This is a genomic window from Candidatus Nanopelagicales bacterium, assembly GCA_030700225.1.
Lineage (GTDB): Bacteria > Actinomycetota > Actinomycetes > S36-B12.
Map to the genome: position 1 here is coordinate 19,175 of JAUYJT010000070.1, position 19,716 is coordinate 38,890.

Below are 19,716 nucleotides of genomic sequence, written 5' to 3' on the forward strand. Positions count from 1 at the left end.
GGGCACGTGACCGAGGCGGTCCGCCCTAATCGGGACACGACGACGATGGCCTGCTACGGGCTGATCTCGACGTGGGCATTCTTCATCTACTTCGTCGGTCCCGTCACACCACTCATCTCACAGGAGATGGGCGTGTCCACGACGCTGGCCGGGTTGACGGGCTCGGCTGTCGCGGTCGGGCTAGTGCTCTCCGGCGTGGTGGGCCCGCGGATGGTAGGAGCGACCGGAAGGCGCGGCGCCCTTTTGGCGTCGGTCGCGGTGATGGCTATCGCAGCGTTGATGTTGTCCGCGGTTCCAGGGTTCGCCGGGATACTTGTGTTCATAGGCGTGTGCGCGCTGTTCGGTGCCGTGCTGGCGAACACTGCGACGGCCGTACTGTCAGATCGCCACGGGCCAGGCGGTGCGAGAGTCATCACGGAAGCCAACGCGGTAGCAGCGTGGATAGGCCTCTTCGCACCGGCTGTGCTGGGAGTCATGGCCGGGCTGAGTTGGGGATGGAGACCAGCGGCAATCGTGATCGCATTGGTTGCCGGTTCCATGTTCCTGGTCGCCCGTCGCACGAGCTCCGCTGACGTTGGCGCGGTACACCCCGAGCGCGTCGTCCGCCCGGCTACCGACGAATCCGCGAGAGTCAGGATGCCGACCGCGTTCTACTGGTGTCTGGTCGGTGTCGCGGCAGCGGTCGCGACCGAGTTCAGCATCAACTTCTGGGGGGCTCTGCTTGTGGCTCAACGCACGGGAGCGGACCTGGCTACAGCAACGGTATTCATGAGCGTTCCAATCGCGGGTGTCGCGCTCGGCCGAACCCTAGGTGCGCCGCTGGTTGCTCGGGTGAGCGCCAACCGCCTGGTTGTTGGAGCCTTCTTGCTGGCTGGAGTGGGCCTGGCGATCATCGTCGCCGCACCCGTTCTGGAGCTATCGGTCGCAGGGCTGCTGGTCGCTGGCCTTGGGATATCGCTGCTCTTCCCGTTGACCCAAAGCCTGGCGATCTCGAACTCCGGCGGTCGGTCGGTCCACGCTGTCGCACTGGTCGCCGTCGCCATAGGCGTGAGCATGGGGGCCGCCCCATTCGCGCTCGGGGCGCTCAGCTCAGCCATCGGTATCGTGCCGGCGTTCGGCCTTGTCCCTGCCGTGATCCTTTCCGGGATCGTCTCAGTCTGGGTTCGGACGCGCCGCGCCTGAATGCCGATGCCTTCCAACTCCGCGGGAGATGATGCCGGGGGAGGGTCATCAGGATCGAGGGCATCGTGAGGCACAAGATCGTGCTTGTCGCTGTCGCGGCGGCCGTGTTGTTCGTCATCGCCTTCCGTGCGCCCGTGAGCTCCGACACCGAACCGACCACCGTCACCCGTGCCGATGGGGCAGCGGTTCTAGGCAGTCGTTCAGGTGTGACCAGTCCCCCCGAATCACAGCCAGGAATCGACGTGGAGAAGCTGGCGCCCGGAGAGCAGCCTCCCCAGCTAGTCGTGGTGTCGGTCGATGGGAGTTGCGAGACAAGGGGCGGCACCATCCGGAAGTTCATGGACGTCGGCAACAGCGTCGGGGCTCACTTCACCTTCTTCATCACAGGCCTGTGCCTACTCCCTGAGGGAAGTCGCATGCTCTACCGTCCGCCTACCCACGCCGCTGGCCAATCCGACATCTCCTTCGCTGACGCCGACATGGTCGCTGAGCGAGTCCGGACATTCACGGACATGTACCGATCGGGCCACGAGATTGGCACTCATTTCCTCGGTCACTTCTGTGGAGAAGACAAGGGAGTCGGCACGTGGTCGACCGATGATTGGCGCAGTGAGATCGAGCAGTCGGCGAGGTTCCTGGACGAATGGGCGGCCAATAACCCCCAGGTCCAGGGCGTTGACCCCCTGCCGTTCGATTCCAGCGTGATCAAGGGTGACCGGACCCCATGTCTGCTGGGCCAGCGCGGCCAGATGTGGAAGGCGTTCGAGGAGGCCGACTTCGCGTATGAAGCCTCTGATCCTGGAGCTCTGCAGTGGCCGCGGAAGGTCCACGACGGCAAGCTGTGGCAGTTCCCGTTGCCCGCCGTGAAGTTGGCCGGGACAGGCAAGTGGGTTCTGTCGATGGACTACAACTTCTTGTACAACCAGAACAACGCTCAGACCAACGCGGATCCGGCCAAGTGCGCCAGTGTCGAAGAGCAGACCTATCGCACGCTCATGGATTCACTGACGGCTGTCTACGAGGGAAACCGGGCTCCGCTGATCACCGGCTCTCACTTGAATGACTGGCTGTGCGGGGCGTACATCAACTCACTGCAGCGCTTCATCGCTGATGCCGCTGGCAAGTACCCGGATGTGAAGTTCGTTAGTTTCGCGGAGCTGGCGCAATGGCTGGATGCCCAAGACGCCGCCGTCCTGGACGAATTGCAGTCAAGGCCAGCACAGCGGTATTAGGCCCAGTGGCACCTCGTTAGCGTCGCTTTTCGCAACGATTTGGCAACATCACAGAAATGTCGCATTCATGTCGCGCTGATGCTTGCGTATGTCTCGTCGAGCTGCCACCATTGATGATGTGAGTTCATCATCTCCTTGCTGCCCCAACTGTGGAGAAACCGCGCGAGTCATGGACAAATGCGTGGACTACTCCACGACGCGCGGACCTATGACGTCCTACGAGATCATCCAGTGCGATGCGTGCCATGAGATGTACTTGAGCCGCAGCTCGGCCCAAGCCTCACACGCCTGAGCGCCACGACCCATTCCTTCCGGGCTTCTTGTCAGGCGGACTCTCCCCCGATGTCCGTCTGGTACGCGTCGTAGACCGTGAGGATTTCTCGTTCCTCGTGATGCCGGATCCTGGCCAGCAGCGCACGGATGGCCTTCTTGACCTGCACGGACCTGTCGGGGTCTCCGGCCGCTTCGCCGGTGAGAACACGGACCCGTAGTAGGTCGGTCAGGAGAGCCTGACCCTCTTTGTCGAGGCGCCGCAGTCGGGCTGTCATATGCGGTGCATCCCGCATGATCTGATCAGACATCGCCCGCCAGGCTTCATCCACATCAGCCATCAGGCGACGAGCGAGTTCGTCTAGGTCACTGGCGAGCTGAGCCCACCATGATTCCGGGCCGCGTTGGTCTTCGAGCAGTCCTCCTATCCTCCTGGAAACCTCGGATATTGGACTGCGGGGCGATGGAATGAAGCTTGTCATCGTTGTCACCACTCACCTCCTCCTGGTTGGGTCAGCTTCCCGAGCCGACGCCATGGTCCCAAGGTGCGCTAGATCGGAGCACTTCGCGAGGTAGAGAGGGTCCCAATTCAGTCGCAGTTCCATCTCGCGGTCTCGCGCCGTCCGCCCGTTCCGGGTTAATCATGACATCCGCAGACCTGCTTTGAGGCCGTGGGCGGTGACGACCGGTGAAAATCAAGTCTGGTTCGCTCGCGGAGTCCTGCGCGGGATTGGGACCGAAGGGGGCGACATCTCACCCCGCGCGTCCACGGACAGGACAGCCAAGGTGACGTCGTCGCGCTGCCAGTCCACTGATCTGCTCCTGGCCCCGGCCAGGATCCGCGAGGCGATTTCGGCTGGCGATGTCGCGCCGCCATGCATTCGTTCGACCAGCGCCAGCAGGCCCGCTGTCTCCAGCTGACCGCCTGCCGAGTCGTGGGATTCCACCAAGCCATCGCTGTAGACAAGCAGAAGATCACCTGGCCGGATGCTGGTCTCGGAAGCCTCCCAAGGCCCTCCTAGCCAGGACAGCAAGGGTCCGGTACGACCCAACTCAGTCGTTCTTCCATCGGCGTGGTGGAGCAGGGGGGGAGGATGTCCCGCATTGCCCCAGCGGACCAGCCCCTTGCTTGGGTCGACGCAGACGATGGCGAGTGTGGCGAACTGACTCGGGTCTTCGGAGAAGTTCCTGGCAGCCATCGTTAGGGCCTCATCTGGCCCCCAGCCAGCCGCCATGATCATGGCCAGCATGTGCTTCAGGCGCATGGCAACTACACCTGCTCTGGGTCCGTGGCCGGAAACGTCCGTCACGATCAGCGCCATTCCGCCGTCTGGGAGAGCGATGCTGTCCCACCAGTCACCGGCAAGGACACCTTCGGCAGCATGGACTTCTCCGTGAACAGTGATCCCCGGGACACTCCGATCCGTCGTTGAGGACAGTTCATCGCGAATCGCCGCCACGATGGGGGCTCGCTGTTCCAGAGCCTCGCGGGCGGATCTGGCTTCGTCGATCTCAGACACTAGTTGCCGACGCATGGACTCGGCGTCGCGGCCGACAGCCGCGAGTTCAGTCGGGCCGCTCGGGGCTATCGGCCGGTGGTGATGGCCGCTGCTGGCGACATCTCGGATCTCGATGCTCAGGTCGTTCAAGGGAGCCAGTACCCAGCGGAACAGTAGGACTCCCGCCCCGAGAAGTGCCAGCATCAAGAGGGCCGCCGAGCCCGCCAGCGCCCTGGAGAGGCGACCCGTCAATTCCGACAGATCCCGGAAGCCGGACCGCTGGGTGCTCGAGATCTCGTCGCGCAGTGCCGTCGTGTCCGTGACGAGTTGCTTGAAGCTTGTCTCGCTCGTCTTACTGGTCGCTAGCCGCTCCGCCGCGGATTCATCGCCGGCCTGCCTAAGATCGATCGCCGGGCGCGCCACCGTGCGCAGGTACCGTGAGCGGCTCGCTGCGGCATCTTCGATGAGTGGGCTAACCTCTGGGTATGAGCCGAGCAGCCTGTTCAACGCGTCCAGGGACAGACCCGAACGCGTCTTGGCGGCGACGAACGTTTCGAGATCGGCTTCCTGCCCACCAACGACGTACCTGATGAGCCCGCGCTCCATGGCGGAGTTGGCCAGTGTCAGTAGTGCCACTTCCTCCGCTGCCGGCTCGTACACAGCGACGACCTGGTCGGTCGTCTCGATCACGCCGTAGGTGCGCACGCCCATCACCGTGGCGACGGCCACGAGCGCCAGAGCTCCTATGCCCCCGAGCCAGAAGAGCAGCGCCTTCAGCGACAGGCGTTCCCGGAATCTGGCCATGAATGCACGCTAGCCGCTGGCGCGCTGGCTTTTGGCGTCGTGCCCGGCACTTCGTACAGTGGTTGAGTGAAACACCCCATCCTTCGCGGCGACCTCGCCGAACTGCCCGTCTACCGGGCGGGCGAGCGTCCGAGCGTGGAAGGTAGCCATTCGCTAGCCTCCAACGAGTCGCATCTAGGCGCGTTGCCCGGTGTGATGGAGGCGATCGAACCTGTGTTGCATCGCCTGAATCGGTACCCAGATCCGTCTGGGGCGGCCCTGGCCAAGGCGATCGCCGAGTTCTTGTCCATCGACGTGGAGTCGATCGTGCTCGGTACAGGTTCTGTGGGTGTGTGCCAGCAGATCGTTACCGCGGCCTGCGCGCCTGGTGATGAGGTCATCCATCCTTGGCGATCGTTCGAGGCGTACCCGATCATCTCCCGACTGGCTAGTGCCCGGTCGGTGGAAGTACCGCTCACCGACGACGGCTCGCACGACCTTTCTGCGATGGCAGCTGCGGTCAGCGAGCGCACCCGGGTGATCTTCGTCTGCACGCCGAACAATCCGACTGGGACGGCGCTGACGCGCGAGGAACTGGATGACTTCCTTGACCGCGTGTCTCACCGCGTACTAGTCGTCATCGATGGCGCCTACCGTGAGTACGTTGAGCACAATCCGGCTGCACGCGGCCTAGCTGACTGCCTCTCGGCGGCTAGCGGCAGGGCCAATGTCGTGGTTCTGCGTACGTTCTCGAAGGCCTACGGACTCGCCGGATTGCGGGTCGGCTACGGGATCGCTGTGCCTGGGGTGGCGGAGGTTCTTCGAAAGACCGCCATGCCATTTGGTGTCTCGTCGGTGGCGCAGGCAGCGGCTCTGGCGTCGCTTGCCGCCCAGGATGAGTTGCGACTGAGGGTCTTGGCGGTCTCGGCCGAGCGCGCGCGGGTTGTCGCCCGGGCCCGGGCATTGGGCTGGGAAATACCGGAGTCGCACGGCAACTTCTACTGGCTGGCTCTGGGCGACCGGTCTGAGGAGTTCGCTCGCGACTGCCTGCGGGCGGGGGTTTCCGTGCGGAGTTTCCCTGGTGAGGGCGTGCGCGTCAGCGTCGCCGAACCCGAAGCTGGAGACCGGGTGCAAGCGGTACTTGAACATTTCTCGCCGCCACGCGCCGAGTAGGTACCGGGCCTAGCGCGCCCCGATCGACTTGAACAGGGCTAGAGCCTCTGGCGTGTTCCACTTGACCGCTTGCTGGCCGCCGACCCAGTAGCTGTCGGTCTCGATCGGCACAGAAGTGGACTCTCCCCAGCCCGCCGACAGCATCGTCATCGCGATAGCGAGCCGGGACTCGGCGATGAGGCCGCTGCCGTCATCCACGGTCAGCGCTGAGCCAGCTGTGTGGTCGACGTTGAACATCTTGATGGGGTTCAGCCACGTGAGCGGATTGGCGGTCTTGGCGACGACCGCCCGAATGTACTCCTGCTGGCGCTCTTGGCGTCCCTCGTCGCCCTTCGGGTCGGAGTAGCGCATCCGCACATACGCGAGCGAGGTCTTGCCGTCCATGACCTGGCAACCAGCGTTCACGTGGAGGGCACTCTTGTCGTCGTTGTACTTCTTGGTGGGGCAAAGTGTGACGCCGCCCAGGGCGTCCGTAATCTCGGCGATGCCGCCCATCCCGATCTCGACGTAGTGATCAACGTGCACTCCCGTGCTCTGCTCCACGGCCTGGATTAGCAGTGGCGGCCCGCCGAGGGCGAAGGCCGCGTTGATCTTGTTGGCGCTGCGGCCTGGGATCGGTACCCAGGAGTCACGCGGAATCGAGATGAGCGTTGGTTGCCCGAACAGTGGGACTTGCAGCAGCATGATCGAGTCCGTGCGCTGGCCCTCGACGTAGCCGGTGTGCAGCTCCTTGCGCTGCTTCTTGGTGAGCTTCTCGCGCCCGTCGGAGCCGACTAGCAGGTACACGTCTCCGGGCGTGTCCGCGATCTGGTTGGCTGGCATCGCCGCGACTTTGTTCACTGATAGTGCGAAGACAGCGACCAGGGCTGTCGCGTACATGAGTAGGCCGATCAGAATCCACGCCAAGATCCGTCGCCATCGGTGCGGCTTGGGGGGCAACTTGGTCTTGGTCGTCCCTGGCGACGGGTGGGGTGAAGCTGGTTGAGCGGGGGGCACCGACCTAGCTTCGCGTATCGGCGGCTCGTCGCGGAACAGCCCCGTGAAATCGGACAGGCCCGTGTCGGTTATCAGATCGTGCCGGGGTGTTTCGCCGGCACCAGGTGTCGGCGGGACAGGTCCCGAACGCAGGAATCGTTCGAACTCGACAGGAACGGGGTTAGCCGTGACGGGGACATGGTCTGTCCTGGTCGCGTGGTTCGCTCCGCTGTTCAGCGGACGGCGGTGGTCCGACATGTCTTGAGTTTGCCCTCCCCTCGTCCGGCTACTCGCCAGGCGAGTGCTTGGTGTTATGACGTGCATCACGCGGTCAAATAGGTCCATGCGGGTGAGCGGGCAAGTTGGACTGCGGTTGCCCGCGGTAGCGGACGATGATGCAGGTATGAGTGCCTGGTTGTCTGGCGGTTGCTCGGTGTTGTCCGGGTTGCTGTTCGCTGGGCTCCTCACTGCCGCTCCGGCGAGCGCCTTGGATGTCGCCGAACAGCACATGGGGGCCACAGATCCGCTCGCGCGATGGACGCAGCCAGATGAATCGGCGACCGCCAAGCCCGGCGAGGTAATTGAAGGCGTCAGGCGCGGAGAAGAAGTGCGCGTCGTGTCAGTCAGGGAAGTCAACGGCCGCCCCAAGTTCGTCGAGCGGGACGCGAAAGGCAGACGCGCTGCGAAGGACCTGGTTGAGAGGGCTCAGGCCAAGGATGATGTTGTCGCTGTCGCCGTGGATACCAAGGTGCGCGTCTCGGCGTCGTCCGATGACACCAAACGCTCGGAGCAGTGGGCGCTGGACATGCTGGGAGCGGAGGATGCCTGGAGTGCCGCCACGGGTAACGGCGTTGTTGTCGCCGTGATCGACACGGGGGTTGACGGGAGTCATCCGGATCTTTCCGGCGCGCTCGTGTCCGGATACAACGCCAGGACGGATCAGGGCGACAGTACCTCGCCAGCGACTGATCAGCACGGGCACGGAACTCACGTGGCCGGAACAATCGCGGCTCGCGCCGGGAACGGGATCGGCATAGCTGGGCTGGCTCCTGACGCTAGCGTGATGCCGGTGAAGGTCCTGGGTGCCGATGGCAGCGGATACACCAGTGACGTGGCCGAGGGCATCGTTTGGGCTGTCGACCACGGAGCGGCGGTCCTGAACATGAGTCTTGGCGGTGGGAGCAGCTCAGTGATGGAAGCGGCTGTGGAATACGCGGTTGATGAGGGCGCGACTCTGGTCGCGGCCGCGGGCAACGATGGTTCGTCGTCCCCGTTCTATCCGGCCGCGTACCCAGGCGTGCTCAGTGTTGCTGCGATCAACTCCTCCGGAGAGCGGGCTAGTTGGTCCAACTACGGTTCGACGCTGGATCTGGCGGCCCCCGGAGTGAGCGTGTTGTCGACGCTGCCAGGCAGCACCTACGCGTCATGGTCGGGTACGTCGATGGCTTCTCCTCATGTCGCTGCGTCGGCGGCCCTAATTCTGGAGCTGGCGCCGACGAGCGACGTCGGTTACCTGCTCACCTCGACCGCCCTCGACCTTGGCAGCACCGGGTGGGACATCTACTACGGCCATGGGGGCGTACGCCCGCGTGTGGCCCTGGACGCCGTTGGTGGAGCGCCTCCGGAGGAAGTCGAGGAGCCCGAGCCCGTCAAGAAGGTCTGGAAGGCCAAGCAGTCGATCAAGGCCCGGAAGTCCATCAAGCGCACGAAGACGCGCAAGTTGCGCCGACTCTCAAACCAGGGAGTTCCGGTCGCCAAGTGGACTACGAAGTCCCCACGAGTGTGCGAGGTGTTCCACCCAGGGAAGCGTTGGCTGGTGCTCGGCAAGCGGCAGGGTCGATGTGTTTTGCGGGTCGTTGTTCCCAAGACCGACGACTATCGTCGGCTCAAAGCCAGGAAGGTCATCTGGGTCAAGTAACGTGGCTCGCGGACGGCCTGGGATTCTGCCGGGTCGGCGTGGGGAGGGCCAATGCTGCTTTCGGACCGGGACATACGCGCTGAGATGGCGGCGGGCCGCGTCATCGTGGACCCGTGCGATGAGGGCATGATCCAGCCTTCGAGCGTTGATGTGCGGCTCGACCGTTATTTCCGCGTCTTCGAAAATCACAGGTACCCGCACATAGATCCGGCCGTGGAACAGTCGGAGCTGACTCGGCTGGTGGAGCCGCCGGGGGACGAGGCGTTCATCCTGCATCCTGGGGAGTTCGCGCTGGCTTCGACGCTGGAGATCGTTACTCTGCCCGATGACGTGGCCGGTCGCCTGGAGGGCAAGTCCAGTCTCGGTCGGCTGGGACTGCTGACGCATTCGACGGCTGGTTTCATCGACCCGGGGTTCAGCGGTCACGTGACGCTGGAACTGTCCAATGTCGCGACACTGCCTATAAAGCTATGGCCGGGTATGAAGATCGGGCAGCTTTGCCTTATCCGGCTTTCGTCGCCCGCCGAGCACCCGTACGGGTCGAGCGTCTACGGCTCGCGCTACCAGGGGCAGCGGGGTCCGACGCCGAGCCGTTCGCACATGGGATTCCACCGCACGCCGGTCTGAGCGTTCCCCCGCCTCGGGGGGCAGGCGATGAATCAGGTCGCGTCGCCGTGCGACGGTTGCTGTGAAGTGCTAGGTTTTGGCCGAGAGCGGTGGACCCGCGCCGCTTCGGTGATTCGAGTTTAGGGAGCGTCATGTCAAGCGAGACCCCGAACGATCCGTACGGACCTCCCGCTGGGGGACCGCCACCGCCCCCTCCGCCGCCACCGCCCCCACCGCCCCCCGGCGGCGCGGGATCTCCCCCTCCACCGCCCCCTCCACCGCCACCCGGCACACCGCCTCCCCACCAGGGCGCTGGTGGATTCCAGCCTGCGGCCCCGCGCTTCAGCGTCGCTGACGCTTTCAACTACGGCTGGAAGAAGTTCCAGGAGAGCTGGACCTCATGGGTTCTGGCCACGCTGATTTTCGGCGCGGTGATGCTAGTCCTCAACTTCCTCTACAACATGGTGCTCGGTGGCATGTTCACGGCATCCACGAGTTACACGTATGACCCCACCACCGGTGCGTATGTCTACTCCACTGGCGGCATCCCGGGTGGCTTCATCGTGTCCATGGTGCTCTACGAAATCGTTGCGGTAGTCCTGTCCTGGATCTTCCAGGCGCAGTTCGTCCGCGCCGGACTGGAGAACACCAAGGCCGGCAGGATCTCGCTGGACATCTTCTTCAAGACCGCGCTCCTTGGCGCCGTTGTGCTGGGTGCCTTGATTGTCTCTGCCCTGACGCTTGTGGGCTTCATCCTGTGCATCGTCCCGGGTCTGGTTTTCGGGTTCTTCGCGCAGTTCTTCCAGTACTTCATCTTGGATCAGGGGCAGTCGCCCCTCACGGCGATCAAGTCGAGCTTGTCGTTCGTCAGCGGTAATCTGGCGAATGTGTTCCTGCTGTCGATCGCGAGCATCGTCGCGGTCGTCATTGGCGCGCTGCTATGCGGTGTCGGGCTGCTGATCGCCATCCCGGTTGTGGTGCTAGCGCAGGCCTACACGTACCGCGTGCTGAGTGGGCAGCCAGTAGCCGCCTGAAGGCCAAGAGCCTGAGGGCCAAGAAAGTAGAAGCGGCCCCGTCGATCACTCGGCGGGGCCCTTCCACGTCTTCGCCCGGATCCGGGCGGCGCTGCCAGGCCAGGGGAACCGCTGAGTGCTAGCTTCGGGATCTGATCGCTGGGCCGTCCGGCCGCAGCGGCTCAAGTAGAGGGAGCGGCATGTCAGGCGAGAATCCCAACGACTCGTTCGGGTCTCCCGCTGGCCCCGGAGTCCCGCCGCCGCCCGATTCGGGAGGTGCGCCAGGGTTCCCGACTGCGCCCCTTCGCTTCAGCCTCGACGAAGCCTTCAGGTACGCATGGAAGAAGTTCAAGCCGAGCTGGGGGTCTTGGGTCCTGGCGACGCTGATCTTCGGTGTGATATTGGCCGCCGTCTACGCTGCCCAAATGATCCTAGCGGTGGGGCTTTCCCCCGTTCCGAGAAACTCCTTCGACCGCGCGACCGGAGCGTACACGTACTCCACGGGCAGTTCGGGCGCGGCCTTCGCGCTAGTAGTGATCGCCTTGCTGGTCGTATTCCTCCTGTTGATGTGCATCTTCCAGGCGCAGTTCGCTCGTGGGGCGCTGGAGTGCACAAAGGCCGACAGAATCTCGCTAGGGGTGTTCTTCCGGGGGCGGTTCCTTGGAGCGGCCGTCCTGGCCTCTGTTCTGGTCGCCGTCCTCACACTCGTGGGCGTCGTGTTGTGCATTCTCCCCGGGATACTGGCGGCATTCTTCCTACAGTTCTTCTTGTACTTCATCTTGGACCGGGGGCAAGCGCCGATAGGGGCGATCGGGTCGAGCTGGTCGTTCGTGAAACGGAATTGGGTCAACGTCTTGCTGCTGAACCTAGTATTCGTTGGGGTCTACGCGATGGGCATCTTCGCGCTGTACACATTGATCATCATCGTGTCCCTAATTGTGATGGCTATCGCAAGCGCCGCAACTGGTGCGGCAACCGTTGTCGGTGTGATTCTCGGCATCCTGTTCGCGCTGCTGTTCATTGTCGCGTACTTCATCGTCGTGCCCGTTGCGCTTATTGCTCACGCCTACACGTACCGCGTGTTGAGTGGGCAGCCAGTAGCCGCCTGACGGCCAACAGCCAGAAGGCCAGGGAAGTGGAAGTGGCCTCGTCGAGAACCCGCACATCCCCCGCCTGGGGCGCTTTGGCGCGGGCCCGTGCTCGGACGCTGGGATGAGATGGTTCGAGAGGTCGCGAGAGTCTTGAGCAGCACGCAGTGCGCTCGACACGCGCAGTGCGCTCGACAAAGGTAGGATGTTAGAGACACATTAGAAGCTACTTTCTGCGGTCATTGTGTTCATCTGTGATCGCTAGGCGAAGGGAGCGGTAGCCATGTCAGGAGCTAACCGCGGCACCGCCCGCGTCAGCCGGACCAGCGGGATCGCCGCCGAGGTGCGGCTGTCCGATCAGGCGAAGGCGTTGAAGGACCTGCTGGGGCCGAAACTGATGGCCGTGACCATGGGCGTCCGGGGAGGGACTGTGGACAAGTGGATCGCCGGGAAGGTTGATCCGCAGTTCGAGAACGAGCAGAGAATCAGGACGGCGTACCAGATCTTCGATCTTCTCAAGCCGATGGAGGCCAGTCCGACTATCCGCGCATGGTTCATGGGAATGAACCCCCAGATGGAAGACCGCTCGCCCGCTGAAGCAATAGCCGAGGGTGAACTGCGCGAAGCTCTGGCCGCTGCTCGGGCCTTCCTGGCTGGGGGCTGAGCCGGGTGTCGAGCCGACGGGGGGCGGACACGGTCGAATGGTCAGACTGCATCTGGCGCGTCGCCCGACGCCGGGAACCAGTTCACTACAGCCAGATTGAGCCCCAGGATGAGCGGAGCAACGCTGGAAACCGCTTCGACGTTCCCGGCGGCGGGGTGTTATATGCGGCTGGCACAGTCGAGGCGTGCTTTGTCGAGACCCTTGCTCGGTTCCGTCCCACGAAGGGTGTTCGCGCGGCCGTCCACCATGACGAGGGCTACATGAATGCGGGGGCGCTCCCGGCGGCGTGGCGGGAGGATAGGTGCATCGCTCGCATCATGCCGGGGAACGGCTGTCTTCCCTTCATCGACATCGACAACTCAGACACTCTTACGTTCCTCGACAAGGAACTGCGCGCCGAACTGGGGCTGCTCGGAATCGACCAGCTCGACCGCGGAACGATCTATTCATCGGCTCGGGCCGTAACGCGTCTGCTCGCTCGGTGGGGCCCTTCCGCGCTCCGGGATCGAATCTGCCCGTTTGTGTCGCTATGAGCGCGATCTGCGGCAGGGTAGCAACCGTTTCGGGTCGATTGCTGCGCGGTGCCAGGTGATGGGGTCGGAGCTGGCGGCGTGAGGCTTGAAGCCGAGTCGGACCGGTCCCGTGCCTTGAGTCCGGACCCTGCGGCGTGAGGCTTGAAGCCGCCGGGTCCGGACCCAAGGCACGGCTCCGGGGCCAGCGCGGCTACTGCTTGATTGAGTCCAGCAGCAGATTGGCCACGTCGAGAACCTGGACACCAGCCGCTTGTCCCTTGGCCTTGCTCTCCGTCACTCCGTCGTCGAGCATCACTGAGCAGAATGGGCAGGCCACGGCGACCTTAGACGCACCTGTCGCCACAGCCTCGTCGGCACGGTTCTCGTTGATCCGCGTGCCGAGGGTCTCCTCCATCCACATGCGAGCGCCGCCGGCCCCGCAGCAGAACGACTTCTGCCCGGTGCGCTCCATCTCCACTAGCTGCGCGCCAGGTACTGCCGCGACCAGATCCCGGGGCGGCGTGTAGATGTCGTTGTGGCGACCCAGGTAGCACGGATCGTGGTACGTGATCGTGCCGTCCAGCGGTTTGACAGGCGTCAGCCGCCCTTCCTCGACCAGGGTCGCGAGAAGTTGCGAGTGGTGGACGACTTCGTAGTTGCCGTCGAACTGCGGGTACTCGCGAGCGAGCGTGTTCAGGCAGTGAGGGCACGTCACCACGATCTTCTTCGCTCCAGCCTCGTTCAGCATCTCGACGTTCTGCACGGCCTGCATGTAGAAGAGCGGCTCGTTGCCGGCGCGGCGGGCGGGGTCGCCGGTGCAGGTCTCGCCCTCGCCGAGCACCATGAATGACACTTCAGCCATGTGCAGCAGTTCGGCGACAGCGATCGTGGTGGCCTTGGCCCGGTCTTCGTAGGCGCCGGCGCAGCCGACCCAGAACAAGTACTCGACGTCGTCGGGGATCTTGTCCTCCCCTTCCATCCCGAACACGCGAACTGGGAAGTCGACTTCCTCGATCCAGGCGTTGCGGACGTTGGTGTTCATGCCCCAGGGGTTGCCCTTGTTCTCCAGGTTCTTGAACAGCCCGTTGAGCTCGGCCGGGAATTGCGTCTGGATCATGACCTGATGGCGGCGCATGTCGACAAAGTGGTCAACGTGCTCGATGTCCACCGGGCACTGGTTCACGCAGGCGCCGCACGTCGTGCATGCCCAAAGCGCATCGGCGTCGATGACAGGGCCCTCAGCTGGCCTGTGCCCCGATGGGTCGTATCCGTCCGTGGCGCGGTTCGGGTCGAACGAGCGGTCGCCAACGAGTTCCCTTTCGACCTGGGCCCGCACCCCGGCCGGCATCATGGCCAGCAGGGCCTCGTCGACCTCGCCCATCTCCGGGTTCTTGCCGTCGTTGGCCTTCTGCGCCGCCATGACGTAGGGGGCCTTATGGAAAGCGTGATCTCTCAGATTCATGATCATGAGCTTTGGCGACAAGGGCTTCTCGGTGTTCCAGGCCGGGCATTGGGATTGGCAGCGGCCGCATTCGGTGCAGGTTGCTACGTCCAGCAGCCCTTTCCACGTGAAGTCCTCGATGCGACCCCGCCCGAAAGTCGCGTCGTCGGCGGGGTCTTCGAGATCGATGCGCTCACTGCCTGAGTACATGGGAAGCAGCGGCCCGAGGGCGTTGGGACGGCGCGAGGTCCCCACGTTGATCGGGGCCGTGAAGATGTGCAGGTGCTTGCTGTGCAGGACTATCAGCAAGAACCCCATGATGACGCTGACGTGCAGCCAGAGTCCGATGGTCTCCAGCCATTCGTTCGCGGTCAGGCCGAGTGGCGCTAGTAGCTCGGCGGTCCACTCCGAGGCGAAGGCGCCTTGCATCCCGGCCTCCTGCGCGTTTCCCCCGAAAGTGTTGATCGCCGAGCCGTGAACGAGGAGGAGCGTCCAGACCACGTTGAAGATCATGATCAGAACGATCCACGCCCCAGTGGTGTGCGATCCGAAGAAACGGGACCAGCGTCCTTGCTGGGAAGGGTTCTGGCGTAGCCGCAAGATCGCGAAAACTACTAACCCAACAACTACCAGCAGCGCGAACAGGTCCTCCAGAAAGCGCACGACAGGCCACGTGCCGATGATCCAGAAGGAAAAGTTGTTGACGACGAGCTCACCGAATGCCTCGATGACGGTCAGGACCAGAACAAGAAATCCCGCGAACACGAGCACGTGCGCCACGCCCGGCACGGTCCACTTCAGCAGCTTCCTCTGGCCCAATACTTCGGTGACTTCGACTTCCGCGCGCACCGGCAGATGATCGGTTCGCCCTACTGCTGCCTGGCCGGAACGGATCAGGCTGTACAGGAAGAGCACCCGCCGCACGGCGAAAGCTCCCGTGATCGCGATGATGACTATTCCGACGATGGCCCGCAGTGCCATGGACGGTTCCATTCATGCCCCCAAGGTCGAGGTGCTGCTGCTCGGAGGCCATCTGTAAGGTCGATGGCCCTCCCCCGGGTCCCGATACTACTAAGCAGTAACTTCCCTGCCCACCATCCTGAACCGTGATCCTGTGATCATGCCCACAGTCATTGCGACCGGCGGCTTCGGCTCCGGAGCTTCGGTGAGTGCTACCGACTCAACAAGGATGAGCACCATGCGCTGAGAATCTCATAACTGGGGATGGACAACAGACGTGAGCATGTTGCATCATGGGCAGAGACTTACCAATCCGAGGTCATCGGATTGGGGTATCCGCAGACAAGAAGGAGACAACGCATGAGCCGACCAGTCGGGATCGACCTGGGCACTACCAACTCTGTCGTGGCCACTTTGGAAGGTGGCGAGCCGACAGTGATCGCGAACTCGGAGGGGTCCCGCACGACTCCATCTGTTGTCGCCTTCGCCAAGAATGGTGAGGTTCTGGTCGGTGAGGTCGCCAAGCGGCAGGCCGTTCAGAACGCGGATCGGACGATCCGGTCGGTCAAACGCCACATGGGAACGAACTGGTCGGAGAACATCGACGGCAAGAGTTACAACGCCCAGGAAATCAGCGCCCGCGTCCTGCAGAAGCTCAAGCGTGACGCCGAGGCGTACCTGGGCGAGACCGTGAGCGACGCGGTGATCACGGTGCCGGCCTACTTCAACGACGCGCAGCGTCAGGCCACGAAGGAAGCTGGTGAGATCGCTGGCTTGACGGTGCTTCGCATCATCAATGAACCGACCGCCGCCGCGCTTGCCTACGGGCTCAACAAGGGCGACAAGGAACAGACGATCCTGGTGTTCGACCTTGGGGGTGGCACATTCGACGTGTCATTGCTGGAGATCGGCGAGGGTGTTGTCGAGGTCAAGGCCACAAGCGGCGACAACCACTTGGGTGGCGACGACTGGGACCAAAAGGTCGTCGACTGGTTGGCCTCTGAGTTCAAGAACGCTCATGGGATCGACCTGACGAAGGACAAGATGGCGATGCAGCGGCTTCGTGAGGCCGCGGAGAAGGCGAAGATCGAGCTGTCGTCCTCGGCGCAGACCTCGATCAACCTGCCTTACATCACGGTCGACTCCGACAAGAACCCGCTGTTCCTGGACGAGACCTTGAGCCGCGCGCAGTTCGAGAAGATGACGTCGGACTTGCTGGACCGGACCAAGGCGCCTTTCCAGCAAGTACTGAAGGACGTTGGCGTCAAGGTAGGCGACATCGACCACGTGGTCCTGGTCGGCGGTTCGACCCGTATGCCCGCCGTTGTTGAAGTGGTCAAGAAGCTGGCCGGAAAGGAGCCGAACAAGGGCGTCAACCCCGACGAAGTCGTGGCTGTTGGCGCGGCCTTGCAGGCCGGAGTACTCAAGGGCGAGGTCAAGGATGTTCTGCTCCTGGACGTCACGCCGCTCTCACTCGGGATCGAGACCAAGGGCGGAATCATGACCAAGCTCATCGAGCGCAACACCACGATCCCGACGAAGAGATCCGAGATCTTCACCACAGCTGAGGACAACCAGCCGTCCGTGCTGATCCAGGTCTTCCAGGGCGAGCGGGAGATGGCGGCCTTCAACAAGAGGCTCGGTACGTTCGAGCTGACAGGGTTGCCGCCGGCGCCCCAGGGCGTTCCTCAGGTTGAGGTCACATTCGACATCGACGCGAACGGCATCGTGCATGTGTCGGCCAAGGACCTTGCCACCCAGAAGGTGCAGTCCATGACGATCTCTGGAGGGTCAGCCCTGAGCAGGGATGACATCGAGCAGATGACCCGGGACGCCGAGGAGCACGCCGAGGAGGACCGGAAGCGCCGCGACGAAGCGGAGACACGAAACAATGGTGAAGCGCTTGTCCATCAGACCGAGAAGTTCCTCGCGGAGAACCAGGACAAGATCGGTGAGGACGCGAAGTCCAATGTGGACGGACCACTCGATGAGCTCAGGAAGGCTCTGCAGGGCAGCGATGTCGATGCGATAAAGGCGGCCGTAGAGAAGCTCGCGACCGCGAGCCAGTCGCTGGGTGCGTCGATGTACGCGCAGGCGCAGGCGGATCAGCAAGCGGCTGGCGGTGGCGCTACTGAAGGCGCCTCCGACGAGGACGTGGTCGAGGCCGAGATTGTGGATGAGGACGAGGGCCAGTGACACAACCGGACGAGGAAGGTGAGGGTGTCCGCATCAGGGACAGTCGCCGGATAGACCCGTTGACGTATGAGGTGCGCGAGTCTGCGCGTCAGGCAGCTGACCTGGCCGCTGAGGCGGCTGAGTCGCAGGTGCCCGGCGAGCCGGAGGGTGACGAGTCAGCGGCCAAGATCGCCGAGCTGACCGATCACCTCCAGCGCCTGTCAGCGGACTACGCCAACTACCGCAAGCGCGTTGACCGCGACCGGGCCCTCCAGGCGGAGGTGGCGATCGCTTCTGTGATGGTCGATCTTCTACCCGTCTTGGACGATGTGGACCGGGCCCGCGACCATGGGGAGCTGGATGGCGGGTTCAAGGCCGTGGCCGATGCCATCGGTGGGCTAGTGGAGCGCAACGGTGTAAGTGGCTTCGGTGACGAGGGAGAGTCGTTTGACCCGACCGTTCACGAAGCGATGACGTCGGAAACGCGGGAGGATGTCGAGAGTCCGACAGTTGTCAAGGTCTACCAGCGAGGCTACAAGATGGGCGAGCGCGTGCTGCGGCCGGCGCGCGTCGGGGTCGCTGATAAGGAGTGACCACTTCCCCAGGCTTCGCTGGGCGCTGGGGGGAGAGGTCCCCCAACCGCCGCGCGAGTGTGAGGAGGTGACATGGGTGCGCAGGACTGGGTCAGCAAGGACTACTACAAGGTCCTAGGCGTGTCCAAAGACGCCTCCGCCGCCGACATCAAGAAGGCCTACCGGAAGCTCGCGCGTGATCTTCACCCAGACACGAACCCGGACGACAAGAGGGCTGAGGAGCGGTTCAAGGCTGTATCCGAAGCCAACTCAATAGTTGGAGACGCGGCGAAGCGCAAGGAGTACGACGAAGCGCGTGCCATGTACGGCGGCGGTGCCCGGTTCCCGGGTGGCGGCCAGCCGGGTGGAGCCGGTTTCTCGGACATTTTCGGCGGAGCGGGTGGCAACATAAGCGACCTGTTCGGCGGGATCTTCAATCGCGGCGGGCGGGGGTCGGGGGCCAGGCGCGAACGCCGAGGCGCCGACGTAGAGACCGAAGTGACTCTGTCGTTCAACGACGCGCTTGACGGTGTGACGGTGCCGTTGCGCCTCACGGGCGAAGGCGCTTGCTCGGTGTGCCACGGTACGGGCGCCAAGACCGGCACTGTGCCGCGCGTTTGCCCTTCCTGCCAGGGGAGCGGCCACACGTCCAGGAACGCAGGCGGGTTCGCGTTTACCGAGCCGTGCCAGCAGTGCCGTGGCCGGGGCCTCGTGGTGGACGATCCCTGCACCGCTTGTCACGGGTCGGGCCGAGCCATGAGCACGCGCACGGTGCAGACACGGATCCCGGCGGGCGTACGTGACGGTCAGCGGATCAGGCTCGCGGGCAAGGGAACTCCGGGGGAGGCTGGTGGCCCGGCCGGCGACCTCTACGTCGTGGTCCACGTGGCACCTCACCCGGTCTTTAGCCGCAGCGGCGACAACATCACCGTCACTGTTCCGGTGACCTTCCCGGAAGCGGCCCTCGGCGCACAGGTACCTGTCCCGATCCCCGGCGGTAGGGCGGTGACGGTCAAGATTCCGCCTGGCACCGGTAACAGACGGACATTTCGTGTGCGAGGCAAGGGTGCGCGGCGCCGCGATGGCACTCCGGGGGACTTGCTCGCGACAGTGGACATCGTCGTGCCCGAGAAGCTGGACAAGGAGGCCGCAGAGGCGCTGCGAGCCTACGAACAGGCGAGTGCGCAGTCAGATCCGCGGCTAGCGTTGATCCGTGACTCGGGCCCTCGCGCGGGATCAGGGGGGTTGTGATGGCGGCACGCATCAGGGCTGACGTTTTCTCCGGCCGCGTTCAGGCTCGCCAGCCAGGGCTCGATGACCCCGTCTATGTGATGTCAGTGGCAGCTACGTTGGCGGGCCTGCACCCCCAGACCCTTCGCCAATACGACCGGCTCGGGCTGGTCACGCCCGCTCGCAGCGGGGGGCGCAACCGGCTTTACTCCATGCGCGACATCTTGCGCTTGCAGCAGATCCAAAGACTAAGTGATGAGGGTGTGAACCTCGCGGGCATCCTGCGAATCTTGGACCTGGAAGCCGAGATCGATTCGCTTCGCGAGCGGCTGGAGGACGTTGTGGGCCGCGAGCGCTCGCGAGCGCTGGTTGTTTGGAGTCCTGACCGGAGGCGCCGGGCATGACCGGAATCCGACGACATGT

General features: G+C 63.8%; 18 protein-coding genes. 14 read left to right on the plus strand and 4 right to left on the minus strand.

From position 1 onward, the window contains the following. Positions 1-6 precede the first annotated feature (6 nt). The 3 genes from Q8P38_11405 (at position 7) to Q8P38_11415 (ending at position 2,706) form a co-directional block, all read left to right on the plus strand. Positions 7-1,182, plus strand: coding sequence for an MFS transporter (locus Q8P38_11405; protein MDP4015208.1), 1,176 nt, complete (start codon positions 7-9; stop codon positions 1,180-1,182). A 65-nt stretch (positions 1,183-1,247) separates the two neighbouring features. After that, positions 1,248-2,414 (plus strand): hypothetical protein, encoded by a 1,167-nt coding sequence (locus Q8P38_11410; protein ID MDP4015209.1) that lies wholly within the window; start codon positions 1,248-1,250, stop codon positions 2,412-2,414. Between the two features lie 169 nt (positions 2,415-2,583). Next, positions 2,584-2,706 (plus strand): hypothetical protein, encoded by a 123-nt coding sequence (locus Q8P38_11415; protein MDP4015210.1) that lies wholly within the window; start codon positions 2,584-2,586, stop codon positions 2,704-2,706. 31 nt (positions 2,707-2,737) lie between these two features. Here Q8P38_11415 and Q8P38_11420 read toward each other — a convergent pair whose 3' ends face one another. Beyond that, a complete protein-coding gene (locus tag Q8P38_11420) occupies positions 2,738-3,175 on the minus strand; it encodes a hypothetical protein (GenBank protein ID MDP4015211.1) in 438 nt (145 codons plus the stop codon). Positions 3,176-3,379: 204 nt separating this feature from the next. Continuing rightward, a complete protein-coding gene (locus tag Q8P38_11425) occupies positions 3,380-4,987 on the minus strand; it encodes a SpoIIE family protein phosphatase (protein MDP4015212.1) in 1,608 nt (535 codons plus the stop codon). Between the two features lie 66 nt (positions 4,988-5,053). Between Q8P38_11425 and Q8P38_11430 the strand changes: the two genes are divergently transcribed. Next, on the plus strand, positions 5,054-6,139 hold the full coding sequence (locus Q8P38_11430) for a histidinol-phosphate transaminase (protein MDP4015213.1): 1,086 nt from the start codon (positions 5,054-5,056) through the stop codon (positions 6,137-6,139). Positions 6,140-6,148: 9 nt separating this feature from the next. Here the strand turns inward: Q8P38_11430 and Q8P38_11435 are convergent, their stop codons facing one another. Continuing rightward, positions 6,149-7,372: an LCP family protein gene (locus Q8P38_11435; GenBank protein ID MDP4015214.1), complete on the minus strand. Its 1,224-nt coding sequence runs from the start codon at positions 7,370-7,372 to the stop codon at positions 6,149-6,151. Positions 7,373-7,517: 145 nt separating this feature from the next. Between Q8P38_11435 and Q8P38_11440 the strand changes: the two genes are divergently transcribed. From Q8P38_11440 to Q8P38_11465, 6 genes are all read left to right on the plus strand, one after another. Then, the gene (locus Q8P38_11440) at positions 7,518-9,032 is read left to right on the plus strand and encodes a S8 family peptidase (GenBank protein ID MDP4015215.1); all 1,515 of its coding nucleotides are present in this window, start codon (positions 7,518-7,520) and stop codon (positions 9,030-9,032) included. Positions 9,033-9,083: 51 nt separating this feature from the next. After that, positions 9,084-9,659, plus strand: a complete 576-nt coding sequence (gene dcd, locus Q8P38_11445; protein MDP4015216.1) for a dCTP deaminase — start codon at positions 9,084-9,086, stop codon at positions 9,657-9,659. Positions 9,660-10,069: 410 nt separating this feature from the next. Beyond that, entirely contained in the window at positions 10,070-10,672 is a 603-nt protein-coding gene (locus Q8P38_11450; protein MDP4015217.1) for a hypothetical protein, read from the plus strand. A 179-nt stretch (positions 10,673-10,851) separates the two neighbouring features. Then, positions 10,852-11,760 carry a hypothetical protein gene (locus Q8P38_11455; GenBank protein ID MDP4015218.1) on the plus strand — a complete coding sequence of 303 codons (909 nt, stop codon included), beginning with the start codon at positions 10,852-10,854 and terminating at the stop codon, positions 11,758-11,760. 262 nt (positions 11,761-12,022) lie between these two features. Then, positions 12,023-12,403, plus strand: a complete 381-nt coding sequence (locus Q8P38_11460; protein MDP4015219.1) for a hypothetical protein — start codon at positions 12,023-12,025, stop codon at positions 12,401-12,403. A 5-nt stretch (positions 12,404-12,408) separates the two neighbouring features. Beyond that, positions 12,409-12,936, plus strand: coding sequence for an RES domain-containing protein (locus Q8P38_11465; GenBank protein MDP4015220.1), 528 nt, complete (start codon positions 12,409-12,411; stop codon positions 12,934-12,936). A 190-nt stretch (positions 12,937-13,126) separates the two neighbouring features. On the opposite strand, the gene Q8P38_11470 is transcribed toward Q8P38_11465, so the two are convergent. Beyond that, the gene (locus Q8P38_11470) at positions 13,127-15,349 is read right to left on the minus strand and encodes a heterodisulfide reductase-related iron-sulfur binding cluster (GenBank protein MDP4015221.1); all 2,223 of its coding nucleotides are present in this window, start codon (positions 15,347-15,349) and stop codon (positions 13,127-13,129) included. A 327-nt stretch (positions 15,350-15,676) separates the two neighbouring features. Between Q8P38_11470 and dnaK the strand changes: the two genes are divergently transcribed. The 4 genes from dnaK to Q8P38_11490 all read left to right on the plus strand — a co-directional run bounded on the left by dnaK (position 15,677) and on the right by Q8P38_11490 (position 19,697). Further along, positions 15,677-17,512, plus strand: coding sequence for a molecular chaperone DnaK (dnaK, locus tag Q8P38_11475; GenBank protein MDP4015222.1), 1,836 nt, complete (start codon positions 15,677-15,679; stop codon positions 17,510-17,512). Next, positions 17,509-18,084 carry a nucleotide exchange factor GrpE gene (grpE, locus tag Q8P38_11480; protein ID MDP4015223.1) on the plus strand — a complete coding sequence of 192 codons (576 nt, stop codon included), beginning with the start codon at positions 17,509-17,511 and terminating at the stop codon, positions 18,082-18,084. Before dnaK ends, grpE begins: the two co-directional genes overlap by 4 nt. 72 nt (positions 18,085-18,156) lie before the next feature. Then, the gene (gene dnaJ / locus Q8P38_11485; GenBank protein ID MDP4015224.1) at positions 18,157-19,314 is read left to right on the plus strand and encodes a molecular chaperone DnaJ; all 1,158 of its coding nucleotides are present in this window, start codon (positions 18,157-18,159) and stop codon (positions 19,312-19,314) included. Beyond that, the gene (locus tag Q8P38_11490) at positions 19,314-19,697 is read left to right on the plus strand and encodes a MerR family transcriptional regulator (protein MDP4015225.1); all 384 of its coding nucleotides are present in this window, start codon (positions 19,314-19,316) and stop codon (positions 19,695-19,697) included. The genes dnaJ and Q8P38_11490 overlap by 1 nt, the downstream gene beginning before the upstream one ends. The last annotated feature ends 19 nt before the right edge of the window (positions 19,698-19,716 follow it).

Bases quoted from the DNA above. Each gene is read 5' to 3' on its own strand.
- Q8P38_11435 (MDP4015214.1), bottom strand. From the start codon at position 7,372: ATGTCGGACCACCGCCGTCCGCTGAACAGCGGAGCGAACCACGCGACC.
- Q8P38_11415 (MDP4015210.1), top strand. From the start codon at position 2,584: ATGGACAAATGCGTGGACTACTCCACGACGCGCGGACCTATGACGTCC.
- Q8P38_11490 (MDP4015225.1), top strand. From the start codon at position 19,314: ATGGCGGCACGCATCAGGGCTGACGTTTTCTCCGGCCGCGTTCAGGCT.
- Q8P38_11440 (MDP4015215.1), top strand. From the start codon at position 7,518: ATGAGTGCCTGGTTGTCTGGCGGTTGCTCGGTGTTGTCCGGGTTGCTG.
- dnaK (MDP4015222.1), top strand. From the start codon at position 15,677: ATGAGCCGACCAGTCGGGATCGACCTGGGCACTACCAACTCTGTCGTG.
- dcd (MDP4015216.1), top strand. From the start codon at position 9,084: ATGCTGCTTTCGGACCGGGACATACGCGCTGAGATGGCGGCGGGCCGC.
- Q8P38_11460 (MDP4015219.1), top strand. From the start codon at position 12,023: ATGTCAGGAGCTAACCGCGGCACCGCCCGCGTCAGCCGGACCAGCGGG.
- dnaJ (MDP4015224.1), top strand. From the start codon at position 18,157: ATGGGTGCGCAGGACTGGGTCAGCAAGGACTACTACAAGGTCCTAGGC.
- Q8P38_11425 (MDP4015212.1), bottom strand. From the start codon at position 4,987: ATGGCCAGATTCCGGGAACGCCTGTCGCTGAAGGCGCTGCTCTTCTGG.
- Q8P38_11470 (MDP4015221.1), bottom strand. From the start codon at position 15,349: ATGGAACCGTCCATGGCACTGCGGGCCATCGTCGGAATAGTCATCATC.
- Q8P38_11455 (MDP4015218.1), top strand. From the start codon at position 10,852: ATGTCAGGCGAGAATCCCAACGACTCGTTCGGGTCTCCCGCTGGCCCC.